23 protein-coding genes, 1 tRNA gene and 1 pseudogene are annotated in these 21,688 nt (G+C 62.2%); 11 read left to right on the top strand and 14 right to left on the bottom strand.

The window, feature by feature from the left end:
• Genes ACZ1HK_RS23135 through ACZ1HK_RS23125 form a run of 3 tightly spaced genes read right to left on the bottom strand, consistent with a single transcriptional unit; the run spans position 1 to position 2,243 of the window.
• The gene (locus ACZ1HK_RS23135; protein WP_472630670.1) at positions 1-1,083 is read right to left on the bottom strand and encodes a C4-dicarboxylate TRAP transporter substrate-binding protein; all 1,083 of its coding nucleotides are present in this window, start codon (positions 1,081-1,083) and stop codon (positions 1-3) included.
• A gap of 23 nt (positions 1,084-1,106) precedes the next feature.
• Complete coding sequence (locus ACZ1HK_RS23130; RefSeq protein ID WP_472630669.1) at positions 1,107-1,565, bottom strand: OsmC family protein; 459 nt, start codon at positions 1,563-1,565, stop codon at positions 1,107-1,109.
• Between the two features lie 18 nt (positions 1,566-1,583).
• Positions 1,584-2,243, bottom strand: coding sequence for a malonic semialdehyde reductase (locus ACZ1HK_RS23125; RefSeq protein ID WP_472630668.1), 660 nt, complete (start codon positions 2,241-2,243; stop codon positions 1,584-1,586).
• 130 nt (positions 2,244-2,373) lie between these two features.
• On the opposite strand from ACZ1HK_RS23125, the gene ACZ1HK_RS23120 reads away from it, so the two are divergent.
• Positions 2,374-2,760 carry a YciI family protein gene (locus tag ACZ1HK_RS23120; RefSeq protein ID WP_472630667.1) on the top strand — a complete coding sequence of 129 codons (387 nt, stop codon included), beginning with the start codon at positions 2,374-2,376 and terminating at the stop codon, positions 2,758-2,760.
• 73 nt (positions 2,761-2,833) lie between these two features.
• Here the strand turns inward: ACZ1HK_RS23120 and ACZ1HK_RS23115 are convergent, their stop codons facing one another.
• Genes ACZ1HK_RS23115 through ACZ1HK_RS23100 form a run of 4 tightly spaced genes read right to left on the bottom strand, consistent with a single transcriptional unit; the run spans position 2,834 to position 6,201 of the window.
• The gene (locus ACZ1HK_RS23115) at positions 2,834-4,378 is read right to left on the bottom strand and encodes a TRAP transporter fused permease subunit (protein ID WP_472630920.1); all 1,545 of its coding nucleotides are present in this window, start codon (positions 4,376-4,378) and stop codon (positions 2,834-2,836) included.
• Positions 4,297-5,118 (bottom strand): hypothetical protein, encoded by an 822-nt coding sequence (locus ACZ1HK_RS23110; RefSeq protein WP_472630666.1) that lies wholly within the window; start codon positions 5,116-5,118, stop codon positions 4,297-4,299. The genes ACZ1HK_RS23115 and ACZ1HK_RS23110 overlap by 82 nt, the downstream gene beginning before the upstream one ends.
• A 28-nt stretch (positions 5,119-5,146) precedes the next feature.
• Entirely contained in the window at positions 5,147-5,788 is a 642-nt protein-coding gene (locus ACZ1HK_RS23105) for a TAXI family TRAP transporter solute-binding subunit (RefSeq protein WP_472630665.1), read from the bottom strand.
• Positions 5,749-6,201 (bottom strand): TAXI family TRAP transporter solute-binding subunit, encoded by a 453-nt coding sequence (locus ACZ1HK_RS23100; protein WP_472630664.1) that lies wholly within the window; start codon positions 6,199-6,201, stop codon positions 5,749-5,751. Before ACZ1HK_RS23100 ends, ACZ1HK_RS23105 begins: the two co-directional genes overlap by 40 nt.
• A 134-nt stretch (positions 6,202-6,335) precedes the next feature.
• Here ACZ1HK_RS23100 and ACZ1HK_RS23095 point away from each other — a divergent pair, with 134 nt between their 5' ends.
• Positions 6,336-6,845, top strand: a complete 510-nt coding sequence (locus ACZ1HK_RS23095; protein ID WP_472630663.1) for a MarR family winged helix-turn-helix transcriptional regulator — start codon at positions 6,336-6,338, stop codon at positions 6,843-6,845.
• Complete coding sequence (locus tag ACZ1HK_RS23090) at positions 6,842-8,488, top strand: sulfatase-like hydrolase/transferase (protein ID WP_472630662.1); 1,647 nt, start codon at positions 6,842-6,844, stop codon at positions 8,486-8,488. Before ACZ1HK_RS23095 ends, ACZ1HK_RS23090 begins: the two co-directional genes overlap by 4 nt.
• 188 nt (positions 8,489-8,676) lie before the next feature.
• Here ACZ1HK_RS23090 and ACZ1HK_RS23085 read toward each other — a convergent pair.
• Positions 8,677-8,752, bottom strand: a tRNA-Thr gene (locus ACZ1HK_RS23085).
• 164 nt (positions 8,753-8,916) lie between these two features.
• Here ACZ1HK_RS23085 and ACZ1HK_RS23080 point away from each other — a divergent pair.
• Positions 8,917-9,792, top strand: coding sequence for a hypothetical protein (locus ACZ1HK_RS23080; protein ID WP_472630661.1), 876 nt, complete (start codon positions 8,917-8,919; stop codon positions 9,790-9,792).
• Between the two features lie 131 nt (positions 9,793-9,923).
• Here ACZ1HK_RS23080 and ACZ1HK_RS23075 read toward each other — a convergent pair whose 3' ends face one another.
• Positions 9,924-10,196 (bottom strand): DUF2312 domain-containing protein, encoded by a 273-nt coding sequence (locus tag ACZ1HK_RS23075; RefSeq protein WP_472630660.1) that lies wholly within the window; start codon positions 10,194-10,196, stop codon positions 9,924-9,926.
• A 127-nt stretch (positions 10,197-10,323) separates the two neighbouring features.
• On the opposite strand from ACZ1HK_RS23075, the gene ACZ1HK_RS23070 reads away from it, so the two are divergent.
• Positions 10,324-10,539, top strand: a complete 216-nt coding sequence (locus ACZ1HK_RS23070; protein WP_472630659.1) for a hypothetical protein — start codon at positions 10,324-10,326, stop codon at positions 10,537-10,539.
• A 96-nt stretch (positions 10,540-10,635) separates the two neighbouring features.
• Positions 10,636-12,435, top strand: coding sequence for a gamma-glutamyltransferase (gene ggt, locus ACZ1HK_RS23065; protein WP_472630658.1), 1,800 nt, complete (start codon positions 10,636-10,638; stop codon positions 12,433-12,435).
• 136 nt (positions 12,436-12,571) lie between these two features.
• Here ggt and ACZ1HK_RS23060 read toward each other — a convergent pair whose 3' ends face one another.
• Both ACZ1HK_RS23060 and ACZ1HK_RS23055 read right to left on the bottom strand, forming a co-directional pair.
• Complete coding sequence (locus ACZ1HK_RS23060) at positions 12,572-13,096, bottom strand: ester cyclase (RefSeq protein WP_472630657.1); 525 nt, start codon at positions 13,094-13,096, stop codon at positions 12,572-12,574.
• Between the two features lie 81 nt (positions 13,097-13,177).
• Positions 13,178-14,224 (bottom strand): ABC transporter ATP-binding protein, encoded by a 1,047-nt coding sequence (locus ACZ1HK_RS23055; RefSeq protein ID WP_472630656.1) that lies wholly within the window; start codon positions 14,222-14,224, stop codon positions 13,178-13,180.
• Positions 14,225-14,325: 101 nt separating this feature from the next.
• Between ACZ1HK_RS23055 and ACZ1HK_RS23050 the strand changes: the two genes are divergently transcribed.
• The 4 genes and pseudogenes from ACZ1HK_RS23050 to ACZ1HK_RS23035 all read left to right on the top strand — a co-directional run bounded on the left by ACZ1HK_RS23050 (position 14,326) and on the right by ACZ1HK_RS23035 (position 16,837).
• The gene (locus ACZ1HK_RS23050; RefSeq protein ID WP_472630655.1) at positions 14,326-15,297 is read left to right on the top strand and encodes an ester cyclase; all 972 of its coding nucleotides are present in this window, start codon (positions 14,326-14,328) and stop codon (positions 15,295-15,297) included.
• A gap of 75 nt (positions 15,298-15,372) precedes the next feature.
• Positions 15,373-15,641 (top strand): annotated as a pseudogene (locus tag ACZ1HK_RS23045) (protein tyrosine phosphatase family protein); the annotation flags it as partial.
• Positions 15,642-15,806 (top strand): hypothetical protein, encoded by a 165-nt coding sequence (locus ACZ1HK_RS23040; protein ID WP_472630938.1) that lies wholly within the window; start codon positions 15,642-15,644, stop codon positions 15,804-15,806.
• Positions 15,807-15,961: 155 nt separating this feature from the next.
• On the top strand, positions 15,962-16,837 hold the full coding sequence (locus tag ACZ1HK_RS23035) for a lysophospholipid acyltransferase family protein (RefSeq protein ID WP_472630654.1): 876 nt from the start codon (positions 15,962-15,964) through the stop codon (positions 16,835-16,837).
• 118 nt (positions 16,838-16,955) lie between these two features.
• Here ACZ1HK_RS23035 and ACZ1HK_RS23030 read toward each other — a convergent pair whose 3' ends face one another.
• Entirely contained in the window at positions 16,956-17,657 is a 702-nt protein-coding gene (locus tag ACZ1HK_RS23030) for a DUF1223 domain-containing protein (RefSeq protein ID WP_472630653.1), read from the bottom strand.
• Between the two features lie 97 nt (positions 17,658-17,754).
• On the bottom strand, positions 17,755-18,204 hold the full coding sequence (locus ACZ1HK_RS23025; protein WP_472630652.1) for a methyltransferase family protein: 450 nt from the start codon (positions 18,202-18,204) through the stop codon (positions 17,755-17,757).
• Positions 18,205-18,231: 27 nt separating this feature from the next.
• On the opposite strand from ACZ1HK_RS23025, the gene ACZ1HK_RS23020 reads away from it, so the two are divergent.
• On the top strand, positions 18,232-18,894 hold the full coding sequence (locus tag ACZ1HK_RS23020; protein WP_472630651.1) for a tyrosine-protein phosphatase: 663 nt from the start codon (positions 18,232-18,234) through the stop codon (positions 18,892-18,894).
• An 81-nt stretch (positions 18,895-18,975) separates the two neighbouring features.
• On the opposite strand, the gene acnA is transcribed toward ACZ1HK_RS23020, so the two are convergent.
• The gene (gene acnA, locus ACZ1HK_RS23015) at positions 18,976-21,675 is read right to left on the bottom strand and encodes an aconitate hydratase AcnA (RefSeq protein ID WP_472630650.1); all 2,700 of its coding nucleotides are present in this window, start codon (positions 21,673-21,675) and stop codon (positions 18,976-18,978) included.
• Positions 21,676-21,688 lie beyond the last annotated feature (13 nt).

Below are 21,688 nucleotides of genomic sequence, written 5' to 3'. Positions count from 1 at the left end.
TTACTCAGCCGCCCAGTCGCGCAGCGGCGTGAAGCCCGCGTCGCGCAGCTTGTCCATGTAGGCGACAAGCATCTCGGTGCCCGGCGCGCCGGTGGCATCGAGGTTGGCCGCCCATTCCTGGGCAATGTTGGGCATGCTGTCGGCCCAGGCCTGTCGCTCTTCCGCGCTCATCTCAACGATGGTGCCGCCGCCGTCGATATAGGCCTGACGGGCGGCCTCGGCCCGGTCCATGGCGATGCCGGCGACATGGTCGCGATACTCGATGGCGACTTGCTGCAGCACGCCTTGGACTTCCTCAGGCAGGCTTGCCCAGACGTCGGCATTCACGGTCACGGTCTTGGAGTTCACTGCGCCCAGATCAGCCTGCAGCATGTAAGGCGCCACCTCGGCGATGTTGAAGGTGCCCGCAGCCTCTGGCCAAAGCATCGCGGCCTCGACCACGCCGGTTTGCAGCATGTTGTAGAAGTCCGGCAGACCGCCGCGCACGCCAGCCGCACCCGGAATGCCTTCCAGATACCGCAGGTTGTAGCCCGCGCCTGCGATCCGCAGACCTTCAAGGTCCGATAGCGAGCTGATCGGCTCGGTCGAGAACACTTGATAGGTGTCGAGTACCACGCCAGTGGCCAGATAGACCTGGTTTTCGGCGGCAAGCTCGGCGGCCATCTGCGGGAATTCGCGCGCGATCTCATCCACGGCCTGCGCCACGACGCGAGCGTCTGCCGCCACGAACGGCGTCACGGCCGAAATGCCCTGCGAGGGCAGCGCGGAGTTGTGGAAGATGGTCGTCACGATCCCGATATCGCCCAGACCAAGGTTGATCCCTTCCAGCACACCGCGCGGGCGCACGATCTGGCCGCCATAGGCTTCCATCCAGTTGATCTGGTAATTGCCCTGCTCGGCCAGCAGTTCATCCACACGCGGGATGAAAAAGCCCGAGAATTCCGCGACCCACATGGAGCGTTCGGGATATCCATCAATAGCCGTCAATTCGATGACTTCTTGGGCCGAGGCGGCCCCTCCCAAGGCCCCCGTCAGTCCAAGGGCGACCGAAGTCGCCAAAGCAAAACGTCGTGTAAGTTTCATGGTCTTCTCCTCCCAGAAAATCCTCACCCGGCTGTGCGCCAGGTTTCGTTTATGACGGTGCCTGACCCGCGAAAGAGCTTTGCCAACGGGCAAAACTTCGCGACTTCGGCGGCAACCGCCTGCAACTCGTCATCGGTGGCGCTTCCATCCGCCACGACGACAAGGTCGATTTCTTCAAACGGCACCTCGATCTCTTCGGCCAAGGTCACGCCCAACCGGTTGAACCGGCATTTCACCGAGATGTTCAGGTTGCCGATGTCCACACCCAGCTTGGCCGCGCATTTGTGCCCGATGGTGTTGGTGCACCCCGCCAGCGCACTCAGCGCCGTGTCCGTGGGCGTGAAGCCCAGGTTCGTGCCGTGCCGTTCCACCGGCTCGTCAATGATCTGCACCAAATCACGCGTGCGCACTTGTGCCACGGAATGCCCGTGACAGGTCGCGTCGATGGACAGCGTCACGGAGGTTTTCATCTTTATCGCCATGGGGCGGCCGTCCTTACGTCAGAGAATTTCGCAGACATCGTCGAAGTCGAACCGCGGCAGCCGTTGGAAAAGCGCGCTCTCATCGGCGTAGCCAAGGTTGCAAAGGAAGTTGGATTTCAGCGTGGTGCCCTCGAAGAATTCCGCATCCACCGCCGCATTGTCGAAGCCCGATATTGCGCCAACGTCGAGGCCAAGGGCGCGGGCCGCGATCATGAAATACGCCCCTTGCAGTGTGCCGTTTCGAAACGCCGTCGTCTCGGCATGTTGGGGCTTGCCTTCGAAGTGCGGGCGGCGGTCTTCGTGGGGGAAGAGCCGTGGCAGTTCCGTCCAGAAATCCAGATCATAGGCGATGATGGCGGTCACAGGCGCGCCCATCACTTTAGGAACATTGGCGGGCTTCAGCGATTTCGCGATCCGCGCCTTCCCCTCGTCGGAGCGCACGAAGATGAACCGCGCGGGGCACGTATTCATGCTGGTCGGGCCCATCTTGGTGATGTCAAAAATGCGGTGCAGCAAATCGTCCGAGACGGGCCGGTCGGTCCACGCGTAGTGGGAGCGCGCCTTGGTCAGGATCAGCTCGATCTCGGCCTGGCTGAGCGTTTGAAGGGTGGCGCGCATGTCGCGCACATCGGCTTGGGCCGCGGCCCGCAGATCTTCCTGTGACGCACCGTCCGCCATCAACCCCTCCCAGAATCGTTCCGCAAAACTGTCGCGATTTTCACCGTGTGTCCAATAAAATCGATTTTTATGTTTCAAGTCGAAAAATATCGAGGCTAAGCTGAAGCATCAAAAAGGTGGGAGTCGCGAAATGCCGAAATGGGAAGACTACAAATCCGAAGCGAAATCCCGTGGCGCACTGGCCATGGAGTTGTTTGTCGTAAGGTCGATCCCGGCAGGCGATATGGACCTCGTCAAAGCCACCCTGCCCGCCCACCTCGCCTACCAGAAGGACATGGAGGCCGCAGGCACCCTCGTCATGGCCGGGCCAGTCTCCGACGCAAGTGGCGAGATGATGGAGGCGGAAGGCATGATCATCTACCGCGCGGCCGATCTCGACGCCGCCCGCGCCATCGCCGACGGGGATCCGATGCACCAAGCCGGCGCACGCACCTACGAGGTGCGCAAATGGCTGGTCAACGAAGGATCGCTCAGCTTCACCGTGTCGCTGTCATCCCAATCTGTCGCCCTGCCCTAGGGCCGATTGCAACTGCCCGCCACACTATGGAAACCATGCGAGATTGGATGTGATTTCAGGTCGCGTAAGCGTCTCACCCGCCCGCTCTGCCACGCAAATAGTGTACCGCCACCAAACCGCACGCCAGCACCGCCCCGGCGACCATCACCATCGGCGCTTTCCAGAGAATGAGGATCGCTGCAAGAATCCGCAGTGACATTTCCCACCCTGACAGAGCCTTATGGTCGTAACGGGCCAAGGCGGAAGCCAACAGGTAGAGCGCCGCAAGGAGCCGCAACAGCAGCAGCGCAAGCGCCCCGAAATCCGTTTCGCCGGAATACCCCTCCATCAACACACGCCGCCCGGTCTCGTCGGTGATCGTGACTGCCTCGGGGATCAGCAGCAATTCGGGGTACCAGGCGAAAACAAAGGGGATCGTGAACATCACGATGCCGACCCGGACCGCCGAGAAAGCCGTCCGCATGGGCTCGGATCCGGTGATCGACGACGCGGCAAAGGCCGCCACTGCAACCGGCGGCGTAATGGCAGAGGCCACAGCGAAATAGAAGACAAACATATTGGCGGTGAAGAAGCTCACCCCAAGCTGCGCCAGAAGCGGCCCAAGCAGCAGCGCGACGTTCACATAGGCCGGGACGGTCGGCATCCCCATGCCCAGAAGGATCGCGCAGAACATGGCGCAGACGAGTGCGAGCATCAGGTAGACGCCGCCCGCAATCGCGATCTCATAGCCGAGGATGCGGATCGATGTGACCTGCTCCAGCCAGGTTGTGACGGCTCGGGTCAGCTCTCCGGTCAGACCACTTTCGTTCAGGAACGCGGCGATGATCGACACCGCGAAAAGCAACAGGAACAAGCGGGAGATGAGGATGCCCCCCTCGCCCAGCGCGATTGCGATCTTGCGCGGATGGGCGCGCGTTTCCGGGTCCAGAAGCATGAGCGGCAGTAAGACCGCTACGGCCCACCACCCGGCGGAGACGGCGTCGCCGGTCGCGTTCACGATGGTCTGGACGACCGCATCCGGCAGCACAAAGGCGATCCAGCTTTCACCGATCGCATCCTTGTTTCCCAGCAGCAGGAACAGGATCACCAGAATGGGCAGGAAGATGATCCAGAGGTTACGCCAGTCCTGCCGCTCCATGATCAGATCATCGGGGATGGTCCGCATCGGCTCCACCCGTTCGCGGCGGGCCTGGAACATGACAGCGAGGAAGATGGAGAAGAAGAAGGCGATGGCCGGGATGAAGGCCGCCGTGATGACCTTTGTGTAGGGCACGGCCGTCAGCGCGACGAGGACGAAGGCCGCGATCCCCATGACCGGTGGCATGATCTGCCCGCCCGAGGAGGCAGCGGCCTCTACCCCGCCGGCGAATTGCGGCGAAAAGCCATTGCGCCGCATCATCGGGATGGTCAGCCGACCGGTCGAAAGCACATTCGTGACAGGCCCACCGGTGATGGTGCCGAACATGGCCGACGAGACGATGGCGGCGTGCGCGGGCCCGCCGCGCAGGTTCCGCGTCAGCCGCACGGCGAGTTTGATCAGCGACGTGCCGCCCGCCGATGACCCGAACAGCGCGCCCAGAACAACGTAAGGAAAGACCTGATTGATGATGATGTCCATGAACCGGCCCATGAACCCATCGGGCGTGATGAAGACATTCGTGGCCTTCTGGATCGCTGCGGCCAAAGCATCCCCCCATCCGCCCCCAGCTTGGTCAGAAAGAAGTTCTGCTCGCTCAGGTCGAAGACCCAGATCAAGGCCGTTGCAACGGTGTAGAGCACAACGATGCTCGCCACGATCACCAGCGGCAGCCCCCAGACCCGCACGTTGTAGAGAAAGAACAACAGGATGATCGTGAACAGAAGTGGCAGAACCCAGATGCCCAGACGGGCCTGACAGGCTGGCACCTCGGCCTCAAGGGTCATACCGGGGATCAGATTGGCAGACCGCTCCAGCGCTTCTTCGATCAGGCGCGCCCGTTCGCCGGTGATCTGGTCGATCAGACAGACAGAGTCGATTTCAATCCAGAACCCGACCGCGCCCGCCAATGCGGCCAAGACAAGACCCACATCCAGGACCAGCCCCAACCAGGCGCGCCGGGGCCGTGTCGTGCGCCATGTGCGATACAGGCTCGCGTCGAGGGCGACGATCACCATCATCAGCACAAAGATTGGCGGAAAGAAGAATTCTGTCGGGAAACCGGAAATGCGGAAGAACCTGATGCCGGTGACCTCCCGCGCCCAATCCTGAAGCCCGGGGATTTCGGGCAAGGTGTTGAGCATACCGACAAACACCAGAACAAACGCAAGGAACAGCGCAATGCGCTGTCCCTTTGGTCTTAAAGTCTGTGCGTCGTTCACAGAATTTTACCGCCCGAGCAGGTGTCCCTTACGGCCGCACGCAATCGGCGACCGTATGACCCGCCTCTTCATAGGCACGGATCGCTCCGGGATGCATGGTCAGGGTGACCGCCCCGCAAATGCCCTGCGATGCCCCGTCAATGTCACCGAAGCTCAGGAACAGGTACGGGCCGCGTGGCGAACCGGTAAGGAAGCGTTCCTGCCCCGCGAGGTAAGCGCGGGTGATCTGGTAGGCCAGTTCTTCATCCATCGAGGCCGGAACGATCTGCGCGAATGCCAGCGCGAAGGTGTCGAACGTATCGTCATCGGTGACGATCGTGATGTCATTGCCTGCGTAGGCCGCGCGATATTCTTCCACCGGGATGGAATAGGCGACGTTGCCGGGCGCGTTCAGAATCTGCTGCCCAAGCTCGCTTTCCAGAATGTCCGATGGAATGTCGTAAAGCGTCGTGCCACCCGCAGCCGCAATGGCGATCTGGCGACCGGAGGGCAATCCCTCGGGCAGCGTCCAGCCGTCAACCGCACCGCCCGTGATCGTGGAAACCGTATCCGGCCACGGCGTCTGCACGCCTTCATAGCCTTCACCGTCCTGCAAACCGCTGAGCAACTGGATCGCCGCGCGCCCCGTCGTCAGGGCCGCGCCCCGCGGCGGGCCGTTGTAGATGCGCATGCCTTCGATGTCGTCAGGGCTTTGAATGGCGCCGCTGTTGTAGTGACCAAAAGTTGGGCAGACGGCGCAGAGAAGAACAGCGCCCGCAGGTTCCCGGCCAACTCGGCCCCGCGCTCTTCCCCAAGGCCGGAATAGGGCCCGACGCCCCGCGACAGGAGGAACGGCAGGATCAGGGGGGCCGGTGCCATGTCCAACTGGCCTTCCGCAACAGCCTGCACGGAATTGGTGAGTGTGGCCCCTTCGGTGATCTGCATCGTGGCAACGCCCGCAGAATCCAGAACGGCCGCAAGGGTTGTATCGATATAGTGCGGGGTCGACCCGGGTGACGTTGTCTCGGCCGTAAGGGTCGCTTGTGCAAACACGGCGGTCGGCAACGCGGCCAAAATCGCCCCGGCGATGGTTTTTCTGATCATGGCTTCCTCCCAATGCAGCGCCTTGGCGCAGGCAAATGACCCGCTTCCCGCGGGTTTCCCAAAAGCACCGTTGCAAAGATTATGTGACTTGTCACGTAAAATGTTTGCTGCTCTTATCCCGGCAGGGAGATCACATGACTAACCAGATCAGAACCAAGCCAGACAAGGTCAAAGCGCGCCTGCTTGAACAGAACCGCAATCTGTTCGGTCGCCTGTCTGCGGCGTCCCTGGCCTCTCGCGTTCAGGCGCAACGCATGCTGAAATCTGCCGGAGAGCTTTCCATCACCGAATGGCGGGTCCTCTGGGATCTAGCCGAAGCAGGCCCGCTGACCGTGACGGAAATGGCGGCCATTCAACGGACCGATCATGCCCTGATCAGCCGCGCGATCCCCGGAATGGTCCGCAAGGGGTATGTGACCACCAGCGTCAGTGAAACCGACCGCAGGCAGTCCATGATCGCACTGACCGGCTTCGGGCATGAGGTCTTTCAGGAAACCTCCGTCGTCATGTCCGCCCGCCGCGCGGCCCTGTCCCGGACCTTCTCGGAAGACGAAGTGGATACCTTCATCAAACTCATCGACCGTTTCGAAGCTTTTGTTGAGGCCCCGTTGCCCAAAAGCCCAACCGCAAAGGCAGCGCCATGACCGATCGCCCGAATGTGCTTTGGATCATGGCCGATCAACTCAGGTTCGATTACCTCAGTTGCTACGGCCATCCGCACCTGCACACGCCCCATATCGACGCGCTGGCCGCGCGCGGCGTGCAGTTCAACAAGGCCTATGTGCAATCGCCGGTCTGCGGCCCGTCGCGCATGTCGGCCTATACCGGGCGCTATGTGCGCAGCCATGGCTCAACCTGGAACGGCATGCCCCTGCGCGTGGGGGAGCCGACCCTGGGCGACCATTTGCGCGACGCCGGGGCGCGCGCCGTGTTGGTGGGCAAAACCCATATGATCGCCGACCGCGAAGGCATGGCGTGGCTCGGCATCGATCCCAAAAGCGAGATTGGCGTGCGACGGTCTGAGTGCGGATTCGAGCCGTTTGAGCGGGACGATGGCCTGCACCCCGACAGCCCGCGCCAGCAATGGTCGGCCTATGACGACTACCTCGTCGCCCATGGGTTTGAGAGTGACAATCCCTGGGAAGACTTCGCCAATTCCGGCCTGGACGACGATGGCGAATTGCTCTCGGCCTGGCTTCTGAAAAACTCGCGCCTGCCGGCCAATGTGCCCGAAGAGCATTCCGAGACGGCCTATATGACCGACCGCGCCGTGGACTTCATGCGGGAGGCCGAGGCAGACGGACGGCCCTGGATGTGCCACCTCAGCTATATCAAGCCCCATTGGCCCTACATCGTCCCCGCGCCCTATCACGACATGTATGACGAGGCACATATCGTCGATCCCGTCCGATCCGACGCGGAACGTCAGGCCGCTCACCCCCTGATGCGCGCCTACCTCGGGGCGCGCGTCTGCCGCAGTTTCTCGCGCGATCATGTGCGGGAACACGTCATCCCCGCCTATATGGGGCTGATCAAACAGCTCGATGACAATCTGGGCCGCTTGTTTGCCTGGATGGACGAACAGGGCCTGAGCCAGAACACCATCATCGCCTTCACCTCTGATCACGGCGACTACATGGGCGATCATTGGATGGGCGATAAGGATTTTTATCATGAGATGGCGGTGAAGGTTCCGCTCATCATCGCCGATCCAAGACCGCAGGCCGACGCCACCCGCGGGACCGTGTCCGAGGACTTGGTCGAGATGATCGACCTAGCCCCAACCTTCATGAACGCCTTGGGCTGCGAGGCGAAACCGCACGTCATCGAAGGCCGTGATCTGACGCCACTTCTGCATGGGACCGACGGCTTTTCGCGGACCTATGTCATCAGTGAACATGATTACCATTGGTCCGAAATGGCGCGTGCGCTCGACGTGCCCCAAGAAGACGCGCATACGACCATGATCTTCGACGGCCGCTGGAAATACATTCGCTGCGAGGGGTTCGAGCCCATCATGTTCGACGTTGAAATGGACCCCTGCGAACTAAAGGACCTTGGCCAATCCGACCATCCCGAACACATCGCCGTACGGACCCGGATGGAGGCCGCACTCCTCCACTGGGCGACGCGCCACCACACGCGGATCACCGCAACCCCCGCCGTCCTCGCCCGCCAGAAACGGGCCGCCCAGGACGGCATCCTGATCGGCTTTTGGGATGAAACCGAATATGAGGACGCCACCGGCCAGGCGTTTGCGGAGCTAAAGCCCGTTGGAAAGACCTGATTTCATGCATGAGATGTCCCGCCTCCGCGTGACGGGCACAGGCCACGTGTTGCGGCTGAGTCCTTTCGCAACCGCCTTTTGCATCGGAACGCTTGCCGAACCACCCCGCGCCCAGTCTCACATTCACCCGGCAAGCGCCGCCAACGGCTAAACGCTTCGCAAACAAGGCACGGAAAAGACGAGAAAAATGGTGCCCCCACACGGACTCGAACCGCGGACCTACTGATTACAAATCAGTTGCTCTACCAGCTGAGCTATAGGGGCACGGACAGGCCGTTGGCCTATCACGGTGGGGCGATAGCAAGTTTGCATCGCTCGGGCAATACGCAATCCGGCGTCTTGGCGCGCAACGATTTGCACCGGATCGGTCGGGCCGGTATACAACCCGTAAAGCAGGCCCATCCACAAAAGCAGGCGACACATCCACCATGCAGGTTGTCTTTCACCTCGGCGCCCCCTGCACCGATGGCGATCAGCTGATCCTTTCGCTGCTCAAGAACCGGCTGCGGCTGGCGCAGGCCGGTATCGCAGTGCCGCCGCCGGGCCGCTACCGCGCTGTGGTTCGCGACACCGCACGTGCGCTCAAAGGGCGGGCAGCGGGCGATGAAGTGCAGGACGCGCTGCTCGACGCCATACTCGACGATGCCGCCATTGATCGGCTGATCCTGTCGGATCCCCGCTTTGTCTGCATCAACCGCCTTGTTGTCCAAGGCCCGCAGATCTGGCCCATGATCGAACGGGCCACGACCCAATTGCGCGCCCTGTTCCCAACATCGCCTGCGGAATTCTTTATCGGCATGCGCGATCCCGGCACCCTGATCCCTGCCCTGTTCAAGGCCTCTCGCTTCTCGGATTTTGCGGAGTTTACCGAGAACATGCAGCCCCATGCCGTCGCTTGGTCCGAGATGCTGCGCCGCCTGTCCGTGGCGCATCCCGATGCGCGGATCACCGTCTGGTGTAATGAGGATACGCCCCTGCTATGGGGTCAGATCATGCGTGAGATGGCAGGCGTCGCCCCGCAAGCCGACCTCGATGGCGTCGACGATCTGGTCCAGAGCATCATGGAGGAAGACGGCTTTTCCCGGATGCAGACCTGGCTCGGCGACAACCCGCCCGAGACCGAGACCCAACGCCGCCGGGTGCTGGCTGCCTTCCTCGAACGCTACGCGCTGGATAACGAGATTCAGGAAACCCTGAACCTGCCCGGCTGGAACGAGGCGTTGATCAACGAAATGTCGGAAAGTTACGACGCCGATCTGGACGTGATCGCGCGTATTCCCGGGGTGACGCTGCTGACGCCATAGGCGGGCGAACGCGCCTCCGATCAAAGTCGGGCAGACATTTCAGCGCGTTCAGGAAAACTCTGACCAAATGGACGCATTTTTCGCGAAAAATGTGACCAGATGAACGGAACTGCGACCAGATGGACGCAGTTTCACCGCATGCCCAATGCTTCCTTGTACATCTCAAGCACCGCCTCTTCCTCGGCGATATCGTCGGGCTCGCGCTTGCGCAGGGCCACGACCTTGCGCAGAACCTTGGTGTCGTACCCGCGCGATTTCGCCTCGGCCATCACCTCTTTCTGCTGATCGGCAATATCCTTCTTCTCAGCCTCAAGCCGTTCATAACGCTCGATAAACTGGCGCAACTCATCAGCGGTCACGCGGTAGCTGTCAGGGCGGGCAGAGGCGTCGGACATGTCATCCATGGAAGGCGGCCTTTCAGGTGAGTTACGGCTGGAAACCACCGGATAACGGGGCGCCACGCGGGCTGCAAGACTTGCGGTGCCAGATGGGCACGCTAAGGTCCCCGCAACACGTCAGGGAGCGCGCGAAATGGGTTGGTTGGTCTTGCTGGGAACAGCCATGGCGGTGGTCGGCATCGGCCTGTTAGGCTATTGTATATATTCAGCTTTTTCCATCAAGAAGGCCGGGCTGGAAGACGCTGAAATGCGCCAGCAGCTGCAAAAGATCGTCGCCATCAACATGGGCGCGCTTTTGCTGTCGGTCCTCGGCCTGATGTGCGTGGTGTTGGGCGTCTTCCTCGGCTGAACCGGCAGCTTTTGGCCCATCCCGAACGCCCCGCTTTACTTTGCGTCAGCACAGCGCATCCTGAAAGGCAGACACCCCTGCCCCCGGAGATGCCCCATGCGTTCTGCCCTTCCGCTATTCGTCACTTTGATGCTGGCCACACCCCTCCTCGCGCAAGAAGCGGCAGATGCCGTGGCGCCAGAAAATGCAACGGAAACAGGTGCTTCGGGCTTGTCCGAACGCGCGATGGCGGCGCTTGCGGCACGCGATGCCGGCGATCCGGTCACGGCCCAGGATTGGATGGTCGCCGCCGCCAACCCGCTTGCGGTTGAGGCCGGCGCAGACGTTCTGGAGGCTGGCGGCACCGCCGCCGATGCCATGGTCGCGGTCCAAGCCGTGCTCGGCCTGGTAGAGCCGCAAAGCTCCGGCCTCGGCGGAGGCGCGTTTCTTGTTTATTTTGATGCACTTACGGGCGAATTGACCACGCTCGACGGTCGCGAAACCGCCCCTCTCGCTGCCACGCCCACGCTGTTCCAGGACGAAATGGGCGAGCCGCTCGGCTTCTTCGACGCCGTGATCGGCGGCCTTTCCGTCGGCACGCCCGGCACGCCTGCGCTAATGGAGGATGCCCATCGCCGCTGGGGCCGCGCGAATTGGCAAAGCTTGCTCGACCCGGCGATTTCCCTTGCGGATGAGGGCTTTAGCGTCTCCGCCCGGATGGCCGGTGCCATCGCCAACGACGCCGAACGCCTCGCCACCTTCCCGGCCACCGACGCGTATTTCCTGCCCGATGGCGCGCCTCTGGCCGAGGGCGCCCTGCTCCAGAACCCTGCCTATGCCGACACCCTGCGCGCCATGCAGATCCATGGCGCCGATGCGATCTACGAAGGCCCCATCGCCGAAGGCATCATCGACACCGTGCGTTCGGCCGAAGGCAATCCCGGCGTCCTGTCGCTCCGTGACCTCGCCGCCTACCGCGTCATCGAACGCCCCGCCGTCTGCGCCGCCTATCGCGGTATGGATGTCTGCGGCATGGGTCCGCCCTCTTCTGGCGCTCTCACGGTCGGGCAAATCCTTGGAATGGTGGACAATTTCGCCTTGGAAGGTCCTGAGAACGCCGATGATTGGCGCCTGATCGGCGACGCCTCTCGCCTCGCGTTCGCAGACCGTGGCCGGTACATGGCCGACAGCGATTTCGTTCCCATGCCGACCGAGGGGCTGGTCGATCCCGCCTATCTTGACGAACGCGCGCAACTCATCGAAGGCGACCGCTTGGATCCCGGCACGGCCCTGCCCGAGGTCGCCCCCGGCAATCCTACTTGGGACCACGCGCAGCTTTGGGCAGACGATGAAAGCCTCGAGTTTCCAAGCACTTCGCACATCTCCATCGTCGACAGCTACGGCAATGTCCTCAGCATGACGACCACCATCGAAAACGGCTTCGGCTCCCGCCTCATGGCCCCGGGCGGCTTCCTTTTGAACAACGAACTCACCGATTTCAGCTTCCGCACCCACCGTGACGGCGTGCCCATCGCCAACCGGCTGGAGCCGGGCAAACGCCCGCGCTCCTCCATGTCGCCCACCATCGTGATGCAGGATGGAGAACCGATCCTTGCGATCGGCTCGCCCGGCGGCAGCCGCATCATCGGATACGTCGCCACGGCCATCATCGCCCATTACGATTGGGGCCTGGATCTGCAAGACGCGCTTTCGCTGCCCCATGCCGTCAACCGCTTCGGAACCTACGATCTGGAGGAAGGCACGTCCGCCGAGGCGCTGGCCGAACCGCTCACGGCCATGGGCTACGAGGTCAATATCCGCGGCCTGAATTCCGGCCTCCACGCCATCGCAATCACCCCTGACGGGCTGATAGGCGCCGCCGACCCGCGCCGCGAAGGCATCGCCCTCGGACAGTAAGCCCCTGCTTCCACTGGTCCCAAATACCTCGGGGGAGGCGTAGCCGGGGGCAGCGCCCCCCGAAACTGAGCCCAAAGCGTGGCACACGCGACGGCGAGGCGAAAAACTTGCGGCGCAGCCGCTCCTCCAGGTCAGGTCACGGCCTGGGCGGCGCTTTGCGGCCTTCATCAAAGGCTTCCCAGCCCTCGCCGCCAAACACATCCACGCCCAGTTGCGCCAACACATCGGGGAAATCGACCATCACGTAATTGTCGACGATCTTGCCGTCCACGACCTTCCAGAAATCCATGTACCGGATAGTCACGCGCTTGCCTGTGGCCGCCACGCCCATGAATTCGCCCGAATGCACAGCCTCTTGCCGACCGAAGGCCGCTGCCCATTCGCCCATGTAAAGCCGCGCCTCATCCACGCAGACCTTGTCCGAGAACGCGGCCTGGAACGGTTTTTGCCAGTTGTCCTGAAACTCGCGCAGCCCGGTCTTGGTCCCGCAACCGCGATTGCCCATCCAGCGGAACCCTTCTGCGAAGAACTCGCCGATATCCGCGATCCGGTGGTCGTTCAGCCCGTCCACCATGCCTTCGATCACGGCTCGCGTTTCGTCAGTTTTCGACAGGTCCGTCTCGCGTGTCAGCGTAGCTTGTTCGGGGCGGCTTCCCTTCATCCCGGCTCTCCTCATCTTCATTGCTCAAGAAAAGGACGCACCGCTCGGAAGTGGCACGTCCCCAAAAAACACAAGGCTGTGTCAGTCGATGCGCTGTCCGGTGCTGGCGTCAAACAAATGGGTGATCCCGTCGGGCAAGGCGATGCCAACAGGCTCCCCAATCTGGGCGCGGTAATCCTTGGCCGCTTTCACAGCCACCATTGCGCCCCCTGCGCGGACCGTGACCATGGTCGCATCGCCCAAAAGCTCCATCGAGTAGACATTGGCGTTGATCGCGCCCTGCCCGGCTTCGGTCACATGGGCATCCTCGGCCCGGAAGCCAAGCGTCACCTTGCCCGCTCCAGAAACACCCGGCACCTCGACATTCTCGCCCTTGAACGTGCCGTCCGTGACCTCTCCGTCCATCAGGTTCATCGCGGGTGAGCCGATGAAACCCGCCACAAAGGTATTTGCGGGCTTGTCGTAGATGTCCGTGGGCGTGCCAACCTGCTGCACAATTCCAGCCTTCATCACCACCACGCGGTCGGCCAGCGTCATCGCCTCGATCTGGTCATGGGTCACGTAGATCGTCGTGACCTTCAGCTCATGGCTGAGGTTCTTGATCTGCGCGCGGGTGCTGACCCGCAGCTTTGCGTCCAGGTTCGACAGGGGCTCGTCCATCAGGAACACCTGCGGCTCGCGCACAATGGCGCGGGCCAGCGCCACGCGCTGCCGCTGACCGCCCGACAGGGCCGCGGGCTTGCGATCCAGGAATTGCTCAAGCTCCACCATCGCGGCTGCCTTGGCCACGCGCTCTTCATGTTCGCTTTCCGGCACTTTGCGCACCTTCAGCGGGAAGCGGATATTCTCCCACACCGACATGTTCGGGTAGAGGCCATAGCTCTGGAACACCATCGCCACGTCGCGATCCTTGGGGTCGAGCGTGGTCACTTCGCGGTCGCCGATCCAGATCTCGCCGTCGGTCGGATCCTCCAACCCCGCGATCATCCGCATCGTCGTGGTTTTGCCGCAGCCCGATGGTCCGAGAAGCACCAGGAACTCCTGATCCGCAATGTCGAGGTGAAAATCATCGACCCCAACAAAGCTTCCCCAGCGTTTGCTGACGTGGTTCAACCGGATTTGTGCCATGGGACGTGCCCCCTTACCCGCTAATCCATTTCGGCCATCTAGACAGCCGCCGTCACATGGCGCAAGGCTTTTGCATAGGATTGCAAAAAAGGCAGACGAGAATGTCGGAACTGGCAGCTGAGAAAGCGACGGTCTGGTTGCACTTGGAGGCGTTAAGCAACGGAGCCGCTGTGGCTGACGTCTTTGCGGAAGACGCGATTGCAGACGTCGCGCATCCCTATGGCACGCTAGATGGCGTAGACCAAATCGCCCGCTTCTACGACGAACTGCGCCGCGCCCTGCCAGATGCGACCTGGCGGCCAGAGTTCTTTATCGGCGGCGACAACCATCCCGATGATCGGATGGACGGGCCAAGGGTCTCCCCACAGGTGGCCTCACTTGGCCATTGGCAAGGTACCTTCACGCGCCCGCTGCTGGGTATCCCAGCGACCGGTGGCGTCGTTCATCTGCGGATCTGCGAGGTGCACCACCTCAACGCGCAGGGGCAGATCGCGCGCAGCTGGATCTTGCCCGATTTTCTGGACCTGATGGATCAGGCAGGGTGCTTTCCCGACCTGCCCCAGACCGGTGCCCGGGGCATTTGGCCCGGCCCGCGCTATGGGGCTGGCGTGCGGATGGGGGCGGCGATGCCAAAGGCTGGCGCGGCGTCCATGGCGCGCGTGCTCGACATGCATCAGGCGTTGGGCATTGGCGCCGATGTCTCGAACGTGCCGATGCACCATTGGCACCCTGATTTCATGTACTACGCCAGCGCCGGCATCGGCATGTGCCGCGGGGTGGAGGGGTTTCGGCTTCATCATCAGGCACCGTTCCGGGCCGCTTTCCCCGACCGCCATTCCAAGGGGCATTTCGTGCGCATCGGGGACGGGCCGCTGGCTGTGACCGGCGGGCGGCTCTACGCCACCCATTCCGCGCCCTATCTGGGCATCCCAGCGACCGGGAAATCGGTGCATATGGATGTGATGGACTTCTACCATTTCGACGAAGACGGCCTGATCATCGAGAACTGGTTGCCGTTCGACATTCTGGGCCTCGCCCACCAGCTTGGACACGATCTGCTGCCCGGCCGCTGACAGGCCCCTTTTCCTTCTCGCCCAATTGGGGCAGGTTCCGCGCAACCTCGCATTGCCACAGCCGGAGCCTGCCCCATGGACCTGCGCCAGATCGCCGACGGATATAGCGTGACCCCTCAGATCGAGCCTTCAGATGTCGCAACCCTTGCGGCACAGGGCGTGAAAACCCTGATCTGCAATCGCCCGGATATGGAAAATCCGCCCCCCTTCAGGCGGCCGCCATCCAGGCCGAGGCTGAAGCCCATGGTATCGCCTATGTCTTCAATCCGTTCCAAGGGCATACGCTGACCCAAGACAATGTCGATGAACAGGCCGATGCGATTGCCGGATCAGAAGGGCCGGTCGTGGCCTATTGCGCCTCGGGCAACCGATCAACTGTTGTCTGGGCCTTTGGCGCAGCGGGCCATGTGCCGGTCGACCAGATCATCGAGATCGCAACCTCGCACGGCTATCCGTTTGAACAATTGCGCCCCGCCTTGGAAGCGGCCGCCGCGCAGAATACCGCCTGAACGACAGGGCAGCCGGGCTCGGCTCGGGGCGATGACGGGGTGGCCGCACCGTTCGACATCGTCCCGCAACGCCACCTGAAAACGGGACCACGATCATTTCGCAAGCACGCGCAGATGCCACTTCCAATACCGGGCGCTCGCTCGGCAACTGGCTTGTGGATCGGCTTTGGCGCGGCGTGATCTGGGGCGCGCTGCGCTTGCCGCACCGGGTGCGCGTACGGGCCATGGGATGGCTCTTTTCGCGGATAGTTGGCCCCTTGTCGGGACGCAGCGCATTGGCCGGACGCAACCTCGCGATGGTGTTTCCCGACATGCAGGAGCCTGAGCGCCGCCGCATCACGCGCGCCGTGACAGACAATGTTGGCCGCGTCGTGATGGAGAATTACGCGACAGCCGACCAGATGGAGCGCGCCTTGAATTGGCAGCCGCGCGGCCCCGGTTGGGACGCGGCAGAGGCCGCGCGGGCCGCGGGGCGGCCAATCCTGTTCATCTCGGGCCATTACGGCAATTACCAAGCCGGGCGCGCGGCGCTTAATGCACGCGGCTATCAGATGGGCGGGCTCTACCGGCCGCTGAACAACGCCTATCTCAACGACCATTACATCGCGACCATTGAGAATGTCGGCGGCGGCGCCTTTACCCGGGACAGGCGCGGGTTGGCAGGGTTCGTGAAACACCTGCGCGGCGGCGGACAGGGTGCAATCCTGATCGACCAATATTTCTTTGGCGGGCCGATCCACGATTTTCTGGGCCATCCTGCGCCGACCTCACCGGCGGCGGCTGAAATGGCCCTCAAATACGACGCGCTTCTGGTGCCGATCTACTCGACACGGGCCGAGAATGGCCTTGATTTCGATATCGAGCTTGAGGCGCCAATCCCGCATTCGGACCCAAAAACAATGACGCAGGCGCTCAACGACAGTTTGGCGGCGCGGGTGCGCGCCATGCCAGAGCAATGGTTTTGGCTGCATGATCGCTGGAAACCCGCCCGCCAGGAAAAGGCCGCACGAAAGTCGGCGACCTACGATTAAAGCAATTTGCGCTTTATCTGAGGTAGTCTTATCGCGTTCCGCGTTCGCGCCATCGGCGCGAGGCAGCGGGTTGCGATTCAAATCAAACGCAAAGTGCTGCAAGCCTGCCGCTGTTGCATCAATCGAGGCGCGCAGCCCCCAGAATGGCGCCATGGCCGCTGGCCTGAACGATCACGACATGGGGCATGTCGCCCGCTGCATTCACCTGCGCCTCAAACGGATCGGCCCCGGACCATTCGGCCACCGCCTGCCAGGATTGAACGATATTGTGGTAGGCCGTCGACAGGCCGGCATTTTCGCCACGCGTGATCTCGACCTCCTGCATCGGCAGGTAGGTGACGACCTGTACAACCATCGCGGGCATGTCGGTCGACGCGCCGGTCCAGCTTGCGCGCACCTGCCAGCCACCTTGCGCGGGAACAGCCTCAACCGTGACCGGATTTGCGGCTTCACGATGCGCGGTGATGCGATCCACAATGTCCATGGGCTGATTGCCCGCGACATGATCGACCCCGCCAATCACCATTTGCGGTGTGTAGACCACGGTGGAGCCTGCCGTATGCGCATAGGCCTGCTGGCGGGCCGTGAAGGCGGGGTTCGCGAACGTGTCCGCCCACCCGATATAATCCCAGTAATCCACATGCAGCGCCAGCGCGATGATGTCATCGCGGTTCGCAAGCTCGGCCAAAAACGCATCCGCCGGCGGGCAGGATGAGCAGCCCTGCGATGTGAACAATTCCACCACCACGGGCCCGTCCGCGAGCGCCGCCGATGCCGCAAAGCCCCCGGCCAGTGCCGCAATCAAGGAAAGATGTCGCATGGTTTGCCTGTCGTTTCTTCGCATGTCATCGCCATAGCTAGGCCATCCCCCCGCATTTGGCCAATCAAGCGTTCGCGAGACTGTGTGACAGATCTCCTCACAACCAACGCCGCGTCGCCTCCAGGTAGGCACGCCCCTCCGCCCCGAATGCCTCTTCAAGCGCGCGCTCTTCGGGCACCGCAAAACGTACCGTAAGTACGGTCAGAAACAGCGGGATCAGAAAGGCCGGGCTCAGCGCCCCCAGCCAAAGAACCTGACCCGACAGGATCAGGATCATGCCGAGGTAGATAGGGTTTCGGCTGAGCCGGTACGGGCCTTCCACAATCAACGTCCCGGGCGTGTGGTGCGGCTCGATCGTGGTCTTTTTCTTCCAGAACCAAAGCGCGGCCCAGAAAATGAACAATAGGCCCAGACCCGCCAGAAGCATCCCAAACCGCTGCATCAAAGGATCAACGGTGCCGACCAAGGGCACAAACCGCGCCAGAAGCCAGGCCAGACCCATGAACAGCACAAGCCACAGGGGCGGGAGATCGGGAAAACCTTTCATGCCCGCATCTGGCCCGGACGCGCGGCGATGCGCAAGCCTGCTGGACGATGGCCCGCCGCCCGTGATACCGCGCCTGTCATGGAGCCTGCTGCCCCCACTCCGCCGTCTGAGCCACACTTCTCACCCGCCGAGGTGCGCCGGCTCTATTGGCTGAAAGATCACGGATTCCTCCGCACGATCTGGACGAATTTCCACAAGCTTGATGATGAGGTCTGGCGCCACAATCACCCCAGCCCGGCCCGCCTTGCACAATTGCAGGCCATGGGTGCGGCCTCGATCCTGTCGTTGCGCGGGCGCAACGGCGCCATCAGCAAGATGGAGGCAGCCGAGTGCGCGCGTCTTGGCCTGCCGTTCGAAGCGGTGCCCCTGCGCGCCCTCGCCCTGCCAGCGCCTGCGCAACTGCTGCAAGTGTTCGACTATATGCGCGATATGCCCAAACCGCTGGTGATCCATTGTAAATCCGGGTCCGACCGCACCGGGCTGGCATCCGTGATCTACCTGCACGCCTTCAAGGGTGTGCCCCTGGCGGAGGCCCGCAAGCAGCTTGGCCTGCGCTACATTCACAATCCGTGGGGCAAGGCGCGGATCGTGAACCGGCTTCTGGATGCCTATGCGAGCGCCCATGACACGACAGGCATCGGGATGGAGGATTGGGTGCGCACCCAATACGACCCCGCAACGCTCACCTGAACGAAAACGGGGGCCGAACTGGCCCCCGCCTCGCGGTCGTTCCCCGGTTGGCCCAAGGGCCGAACCGGACCGGTCGCACGCTTATTCCGCCGCGACGGGCGCTTTGGCGAGGTTGCGCAGCACGTAGTGCAGCACGCCACCATTCTCGATGTACTCGATCTCCACACCGGTATCGATCCGGCACTTCAGCGTGATCTCTTTCACGCTGCCATCGCCCATGGTGATCGTGCAAGGCACCTCGGCCAGCGGTGTCACGCTGTCGAGGCCGTGGATCGAAACCGTCTCGTCCCCCTTCAGACCCAGTGTCTTGCGGGTATCGCCATTCGTGAATTCGAACGGGATCACGCCCATGCCAACGAGGTTGGAGCGGTGGATACGCTCAAAGCTTTCCGCAATCACCGCCTTCACGCCCAGAAGATTGGTGCCTTTCGCAGCCCAGTCGCGGCTGGAGCCCGCGCCATATTGCTCGCCGCCAAAGATCACCAACGGTGTGCCCTGTTCCTGATACGCCATGGCGGCATCAAAGATCGACGTCTGCTGACCATCCGGCCCAAGGGTATATCCGCCCTCAACCCCATCCAGCATCTCGTTCTTGATGCGGATATTGGCGAAGGTCCCGCGCATCATCACCTCATGGTTGCCCCGGCGCGAGCCGTAGGAGTTGAACTCGCGCACGGGCACCTGACGCTCCACCAGATATTGACCGGCGGGATGGGTTTCCTTGAACGAGCCTGCGGGCGAGATATGGTCAGTGGTGATCATATCCCCCAGCAGCGCCAGAACCTTTGCACCCTCGATATTTTCGATCTCTTTGGTGTCCATGGTCATGCCCTGGAAATAGGGCGGGTTCTGGATGTAGGTCGAGGTCGCAGGCCAATCGTAGGTTTCCTGTTGCGGAACCTCAACGCCCTGCCATTTCTCATCGCCGGTGAAGACGGATGCGTATTTCTCCTGGAAGCTCTCGCGCGTCACGGTTTCTTCCACCAGCTCCGCGATCTCCTGAGTCGATGGCCAGATGTCCTTCAAGTAAACGTCTTTGCCGTCCGGTGTCGTAGCAATCACATCCGTGGCCAGGTTGATGTCCATGGTCCCGGCCAACGCATAGGCCACCACCAACGGCGGCGAGGCGAGGTAGTTCGCCCGCACGTCCGGGCTGATCCGGCCTTCAAAGTTGCGGTTGCCCGACAGAACGGAGGTCGCCACGAGGTCTCCTTCGTGGATCGCCTTTGAGATCTCCTCCTGCAGCGGGCCAGAGTTACCGATGCAGGTCGTGCAGCCATAGCCCACAAGGTTGAAGCCGATAGCGTCCAGATCGTCCTGCAACTCCGCCGCTTCCAGATAGGCCGAGACGACTTGGCTGCCGGGCGCGAGCGAGGTCTTCACCCAAGGCTTGCGGTTCAGGCCAAGGGCGTGCGCTTTGCGCGCCACAAGACCCGCGCCGATCATGACGTAGGGGTTGGAGGTGTTGGTGCACGAGGTGATCGAGGCGATCACAACCTTGCCCGACTCCATCGTATAGTCTTCGCCCTCAACCGCCACTTCCTTGCCCATCGGGCGCTTGAACGTCTCCGACATTTCCTGGTGGAAGGCGGCCTTCGCCTCGGTCAGCGCCACGTAATCCTGGGGCCGTTTGGGGCCAGAGATCGCAGGAACAATGGTGCCCATGTCGAGGTGCAGAGTGTCGGTATAGACCGGCGCGTAATCATCACCGCGCCAGAAGCCATTTTCTTTCGCGTAGGCCTCCACCAGTGCGATCCGGTCTTCGTCGCGGCCCGTGGTGCGCAAGTAGCGCAGCGTTTCGCCGTCGATCGGGAAGAAGCCACAGGTAGCGCCGTATTCCGGCGCCATGTTTGCAATGGTGGCACGATCCGCCAAAGGCAGTGAGTCGAGGCCAGCGCCGTAGAATTCCACGAACTTGCCCACCACGCCGCGCTCGCGCAGCATCTCAACAACTTTCAGGACAAGGTCGGTGCCGGTCGTGCCTTCCATCATGGCACCGGTCAGCTCAAAGCCGACCACTTCGGGGATCAACATGGAAATCGGCTGACCCAGCATGGCGGCCTCAGCCTCGATCCCGCCAACGCCCCAGCCGAGAACAGCCGCACCGTTCACCATCGTGGTGTGACTGTCGGTGCCCACCAGAGTATCTGGGTAGGCCACTTCAGCGCCGGTCTGGTCCGTGTCGGTCCAGACGGTCTGCGCGAGATATTCAAGGTTCACCTGGTGGCAGATGCCTGTGCCGGGGGGCACAACGCGGAAATTGTTGAATGCGGTCTGACCCCATTTGAGGAAGGTGTAGCGCTCCATATTCCGCTCATATTCGCGGTCGACGTTCATCTGGAACGCGCGCGGGTTACCGAATTCGTCGATCATCACGGAATGGTCGATGACGAGGTCCACGGGGTTAAGCGGGTTGATCTTCTGTGGATCCCCGCCCAGCGCCTTGATGCCGTCGCGCATGGCCGCAAGGTCCACCACGGCAGGCACGCCGGTGAAATCCTGCATCAGCACGCGCGCCGGGCGATAGGCGATCTCGCGGGGGTTCTTCCCGCCCTTGTCAGCCCATTCGCTGAACGCCTTGATGTCGTCGACCGAAACGGTCTTGCCATCCTCAAACCGCAGCATGTTTTCCAGCACCACTTTCAGTGCAGCGGGAAGGCGCGAGAAGTCGCCAAGGCCCGCAGCCTCGGCGGCCTCAATCGAATAATAGGCGACCGACTGGCCCCCAACGGTCAGTGTTTTGCGAGTCTTCGATGAATCGTGGCCGACGGTGATGGGCATAAAATGCGCTCCT

The organism is Gymnodinialimonas sp. JB5-7 (assembly GCF_055693405.1).
This window is presented reverse-complemented; position numbering and strand designations above follow the sequence as displayed.

Bases quoted from the DNA above. Each gene is read 5' to 3' on its own strand.
- ACZ1HK_RS23130 (WP_472630669.1), bottom strand. From the start codon at position 1,565: ATGGCGATAAAGATGAAAACCTCCGTGACGCTGTCCATCGACGCGACC.
- ACZ1HK_RS23095 (WP_472630663.1), top strand. From the start codon at position 6,336: ATGACTAACCAGATCAGAACCAAGCCAGACAAGGTCAAAGCGCGCCTG.
- ACZ1HK_RS23100 (WP_472630664.1), bottom strand. From the start codon at position 6,201: ATGATCAGAAAAACCATCGCCGGGGCGATTTTGGCCGCGTTGCCGACC.
- ACZ1HK_RS23135 (WP_472630670.1), bottom strand. From the start codon at position 1,083: ATGAAACTTACACGACGTTTTGCTTTGGCGACTTCGGTCGCCCTTGGA.
- ACZ1HK_RS23080 (WP_472630661.1), top strand. From the start codon at position 8,917: ATGCAGGTTGTCTTTCACCTCGGCGCCCCCTGCACCGATGGCGATCAG.
- ACZ1HK_RS23070 (WP_472630659.1), top strand. From the start codon at position 10,324: ATGGGTTGGTTGGTCTTGCTGGGAACAGCCATGGCGGTGGTCGGCATC.
- ggt (WP_472630658.1), top strand. From the start codon at position 10,636: ATGCGTTCTGCCCTTCCGCTATTCGTCACTTTGATGCTGGCCACACCC.
- ACZ1HK_RS23025 (WP_472630652.1), bottom strand. From the start codon at position 18,204: ATGAAAGGTTTTCCCGATCTCCCGCCCCTGTGGCTTGTGCTGTTCATG.
- ACZ1HK_RS23120 (WP_472630667.1), top strand. From the start codon at position 2,374: ATGCCGAAATGGGAAGACTACAAATCCGAAGCGAAATCCCGTGGCGCA.
- ACZ1HK_RS23115 (WP_472630920.1), bottom strand. From the start codon at position 4,378: ATGGACATCATCATCAATCAGGTCTTTCCTTACGTTGTTCTGGGCGCG.
- ACZ1HK_RS23055 (WP_472630656.1), bottom strand. From the start codon at position 14,224: ATGGCACAAATCCGGTTGAACCACGTCAGCAAACGCTGGGGAAGCTTT.
- ACZ1HK_RS23030 (WP_472630653.1), bottom strand. From the start codon at position 17,657: ATGCGACATCTTTCCTTGATTGCGGCACTGGCCGGGGGCTTTGCGGCA.
- ACZ1HK_RS23060 (WP_472630657.1), bottom strand. From the start codon at position 13,096: ATGAAGGGAAGCCGCCCCGAACAAGCTACGCTGACACGCGAGACGGAC.
- ACZ1HK_RS23090 (WP_472630662.1), top strand. From the start codon at position 6,842: ATGACCGATCGCCCGAATGTGCTTTGGATCATGGCCGATCAACTCAGG.
- ACZ1HK_RS23105 (WP_472630665.1), bottom strand. From the start codon at position 5,788: ATGCGCATCTACAACGGCCCGCCGCGGGGCGCGGCCCTGACGACGGGG.
- ACZ1HK_RS23050 (WP_472630655.1), top strand. From the start codon at position 14,326: ATGTCGGAACTGGCAGCTGAGAAAGCGACGGTCTGGTTGCACTTGGAG.
- acnA (WP_472630650.1), bottom strand. From the start codon at position 21,675: ATGCCCATCACCGTCGGCCACGATTCATCGAAGACTCGCAAAACACTG.
- ACZ1HK_RS23020 (WP_472630651.1), top strand. From the start codon at position 18,232: ATGCGCAAGCCTGCTGGACGATGGCCCGCCGCCCGTGATACCGCGCCT.
- ACZ1HK_RS23125 (WP_472630668.1), bottom strand. From the start codon at position 2,243: ATGGCGGACGGTGCGTCACAGGAAGATCTGCGGGCCGCGGCCCAAGCC.
- ACZ1HK_RS23075 (WP_472630660.1), bottom strand. From the start codon at position 10,196: ATGGATGACATGTCCGACGCCTCTGCCCGCCCTGACAGCTACCGCGTG.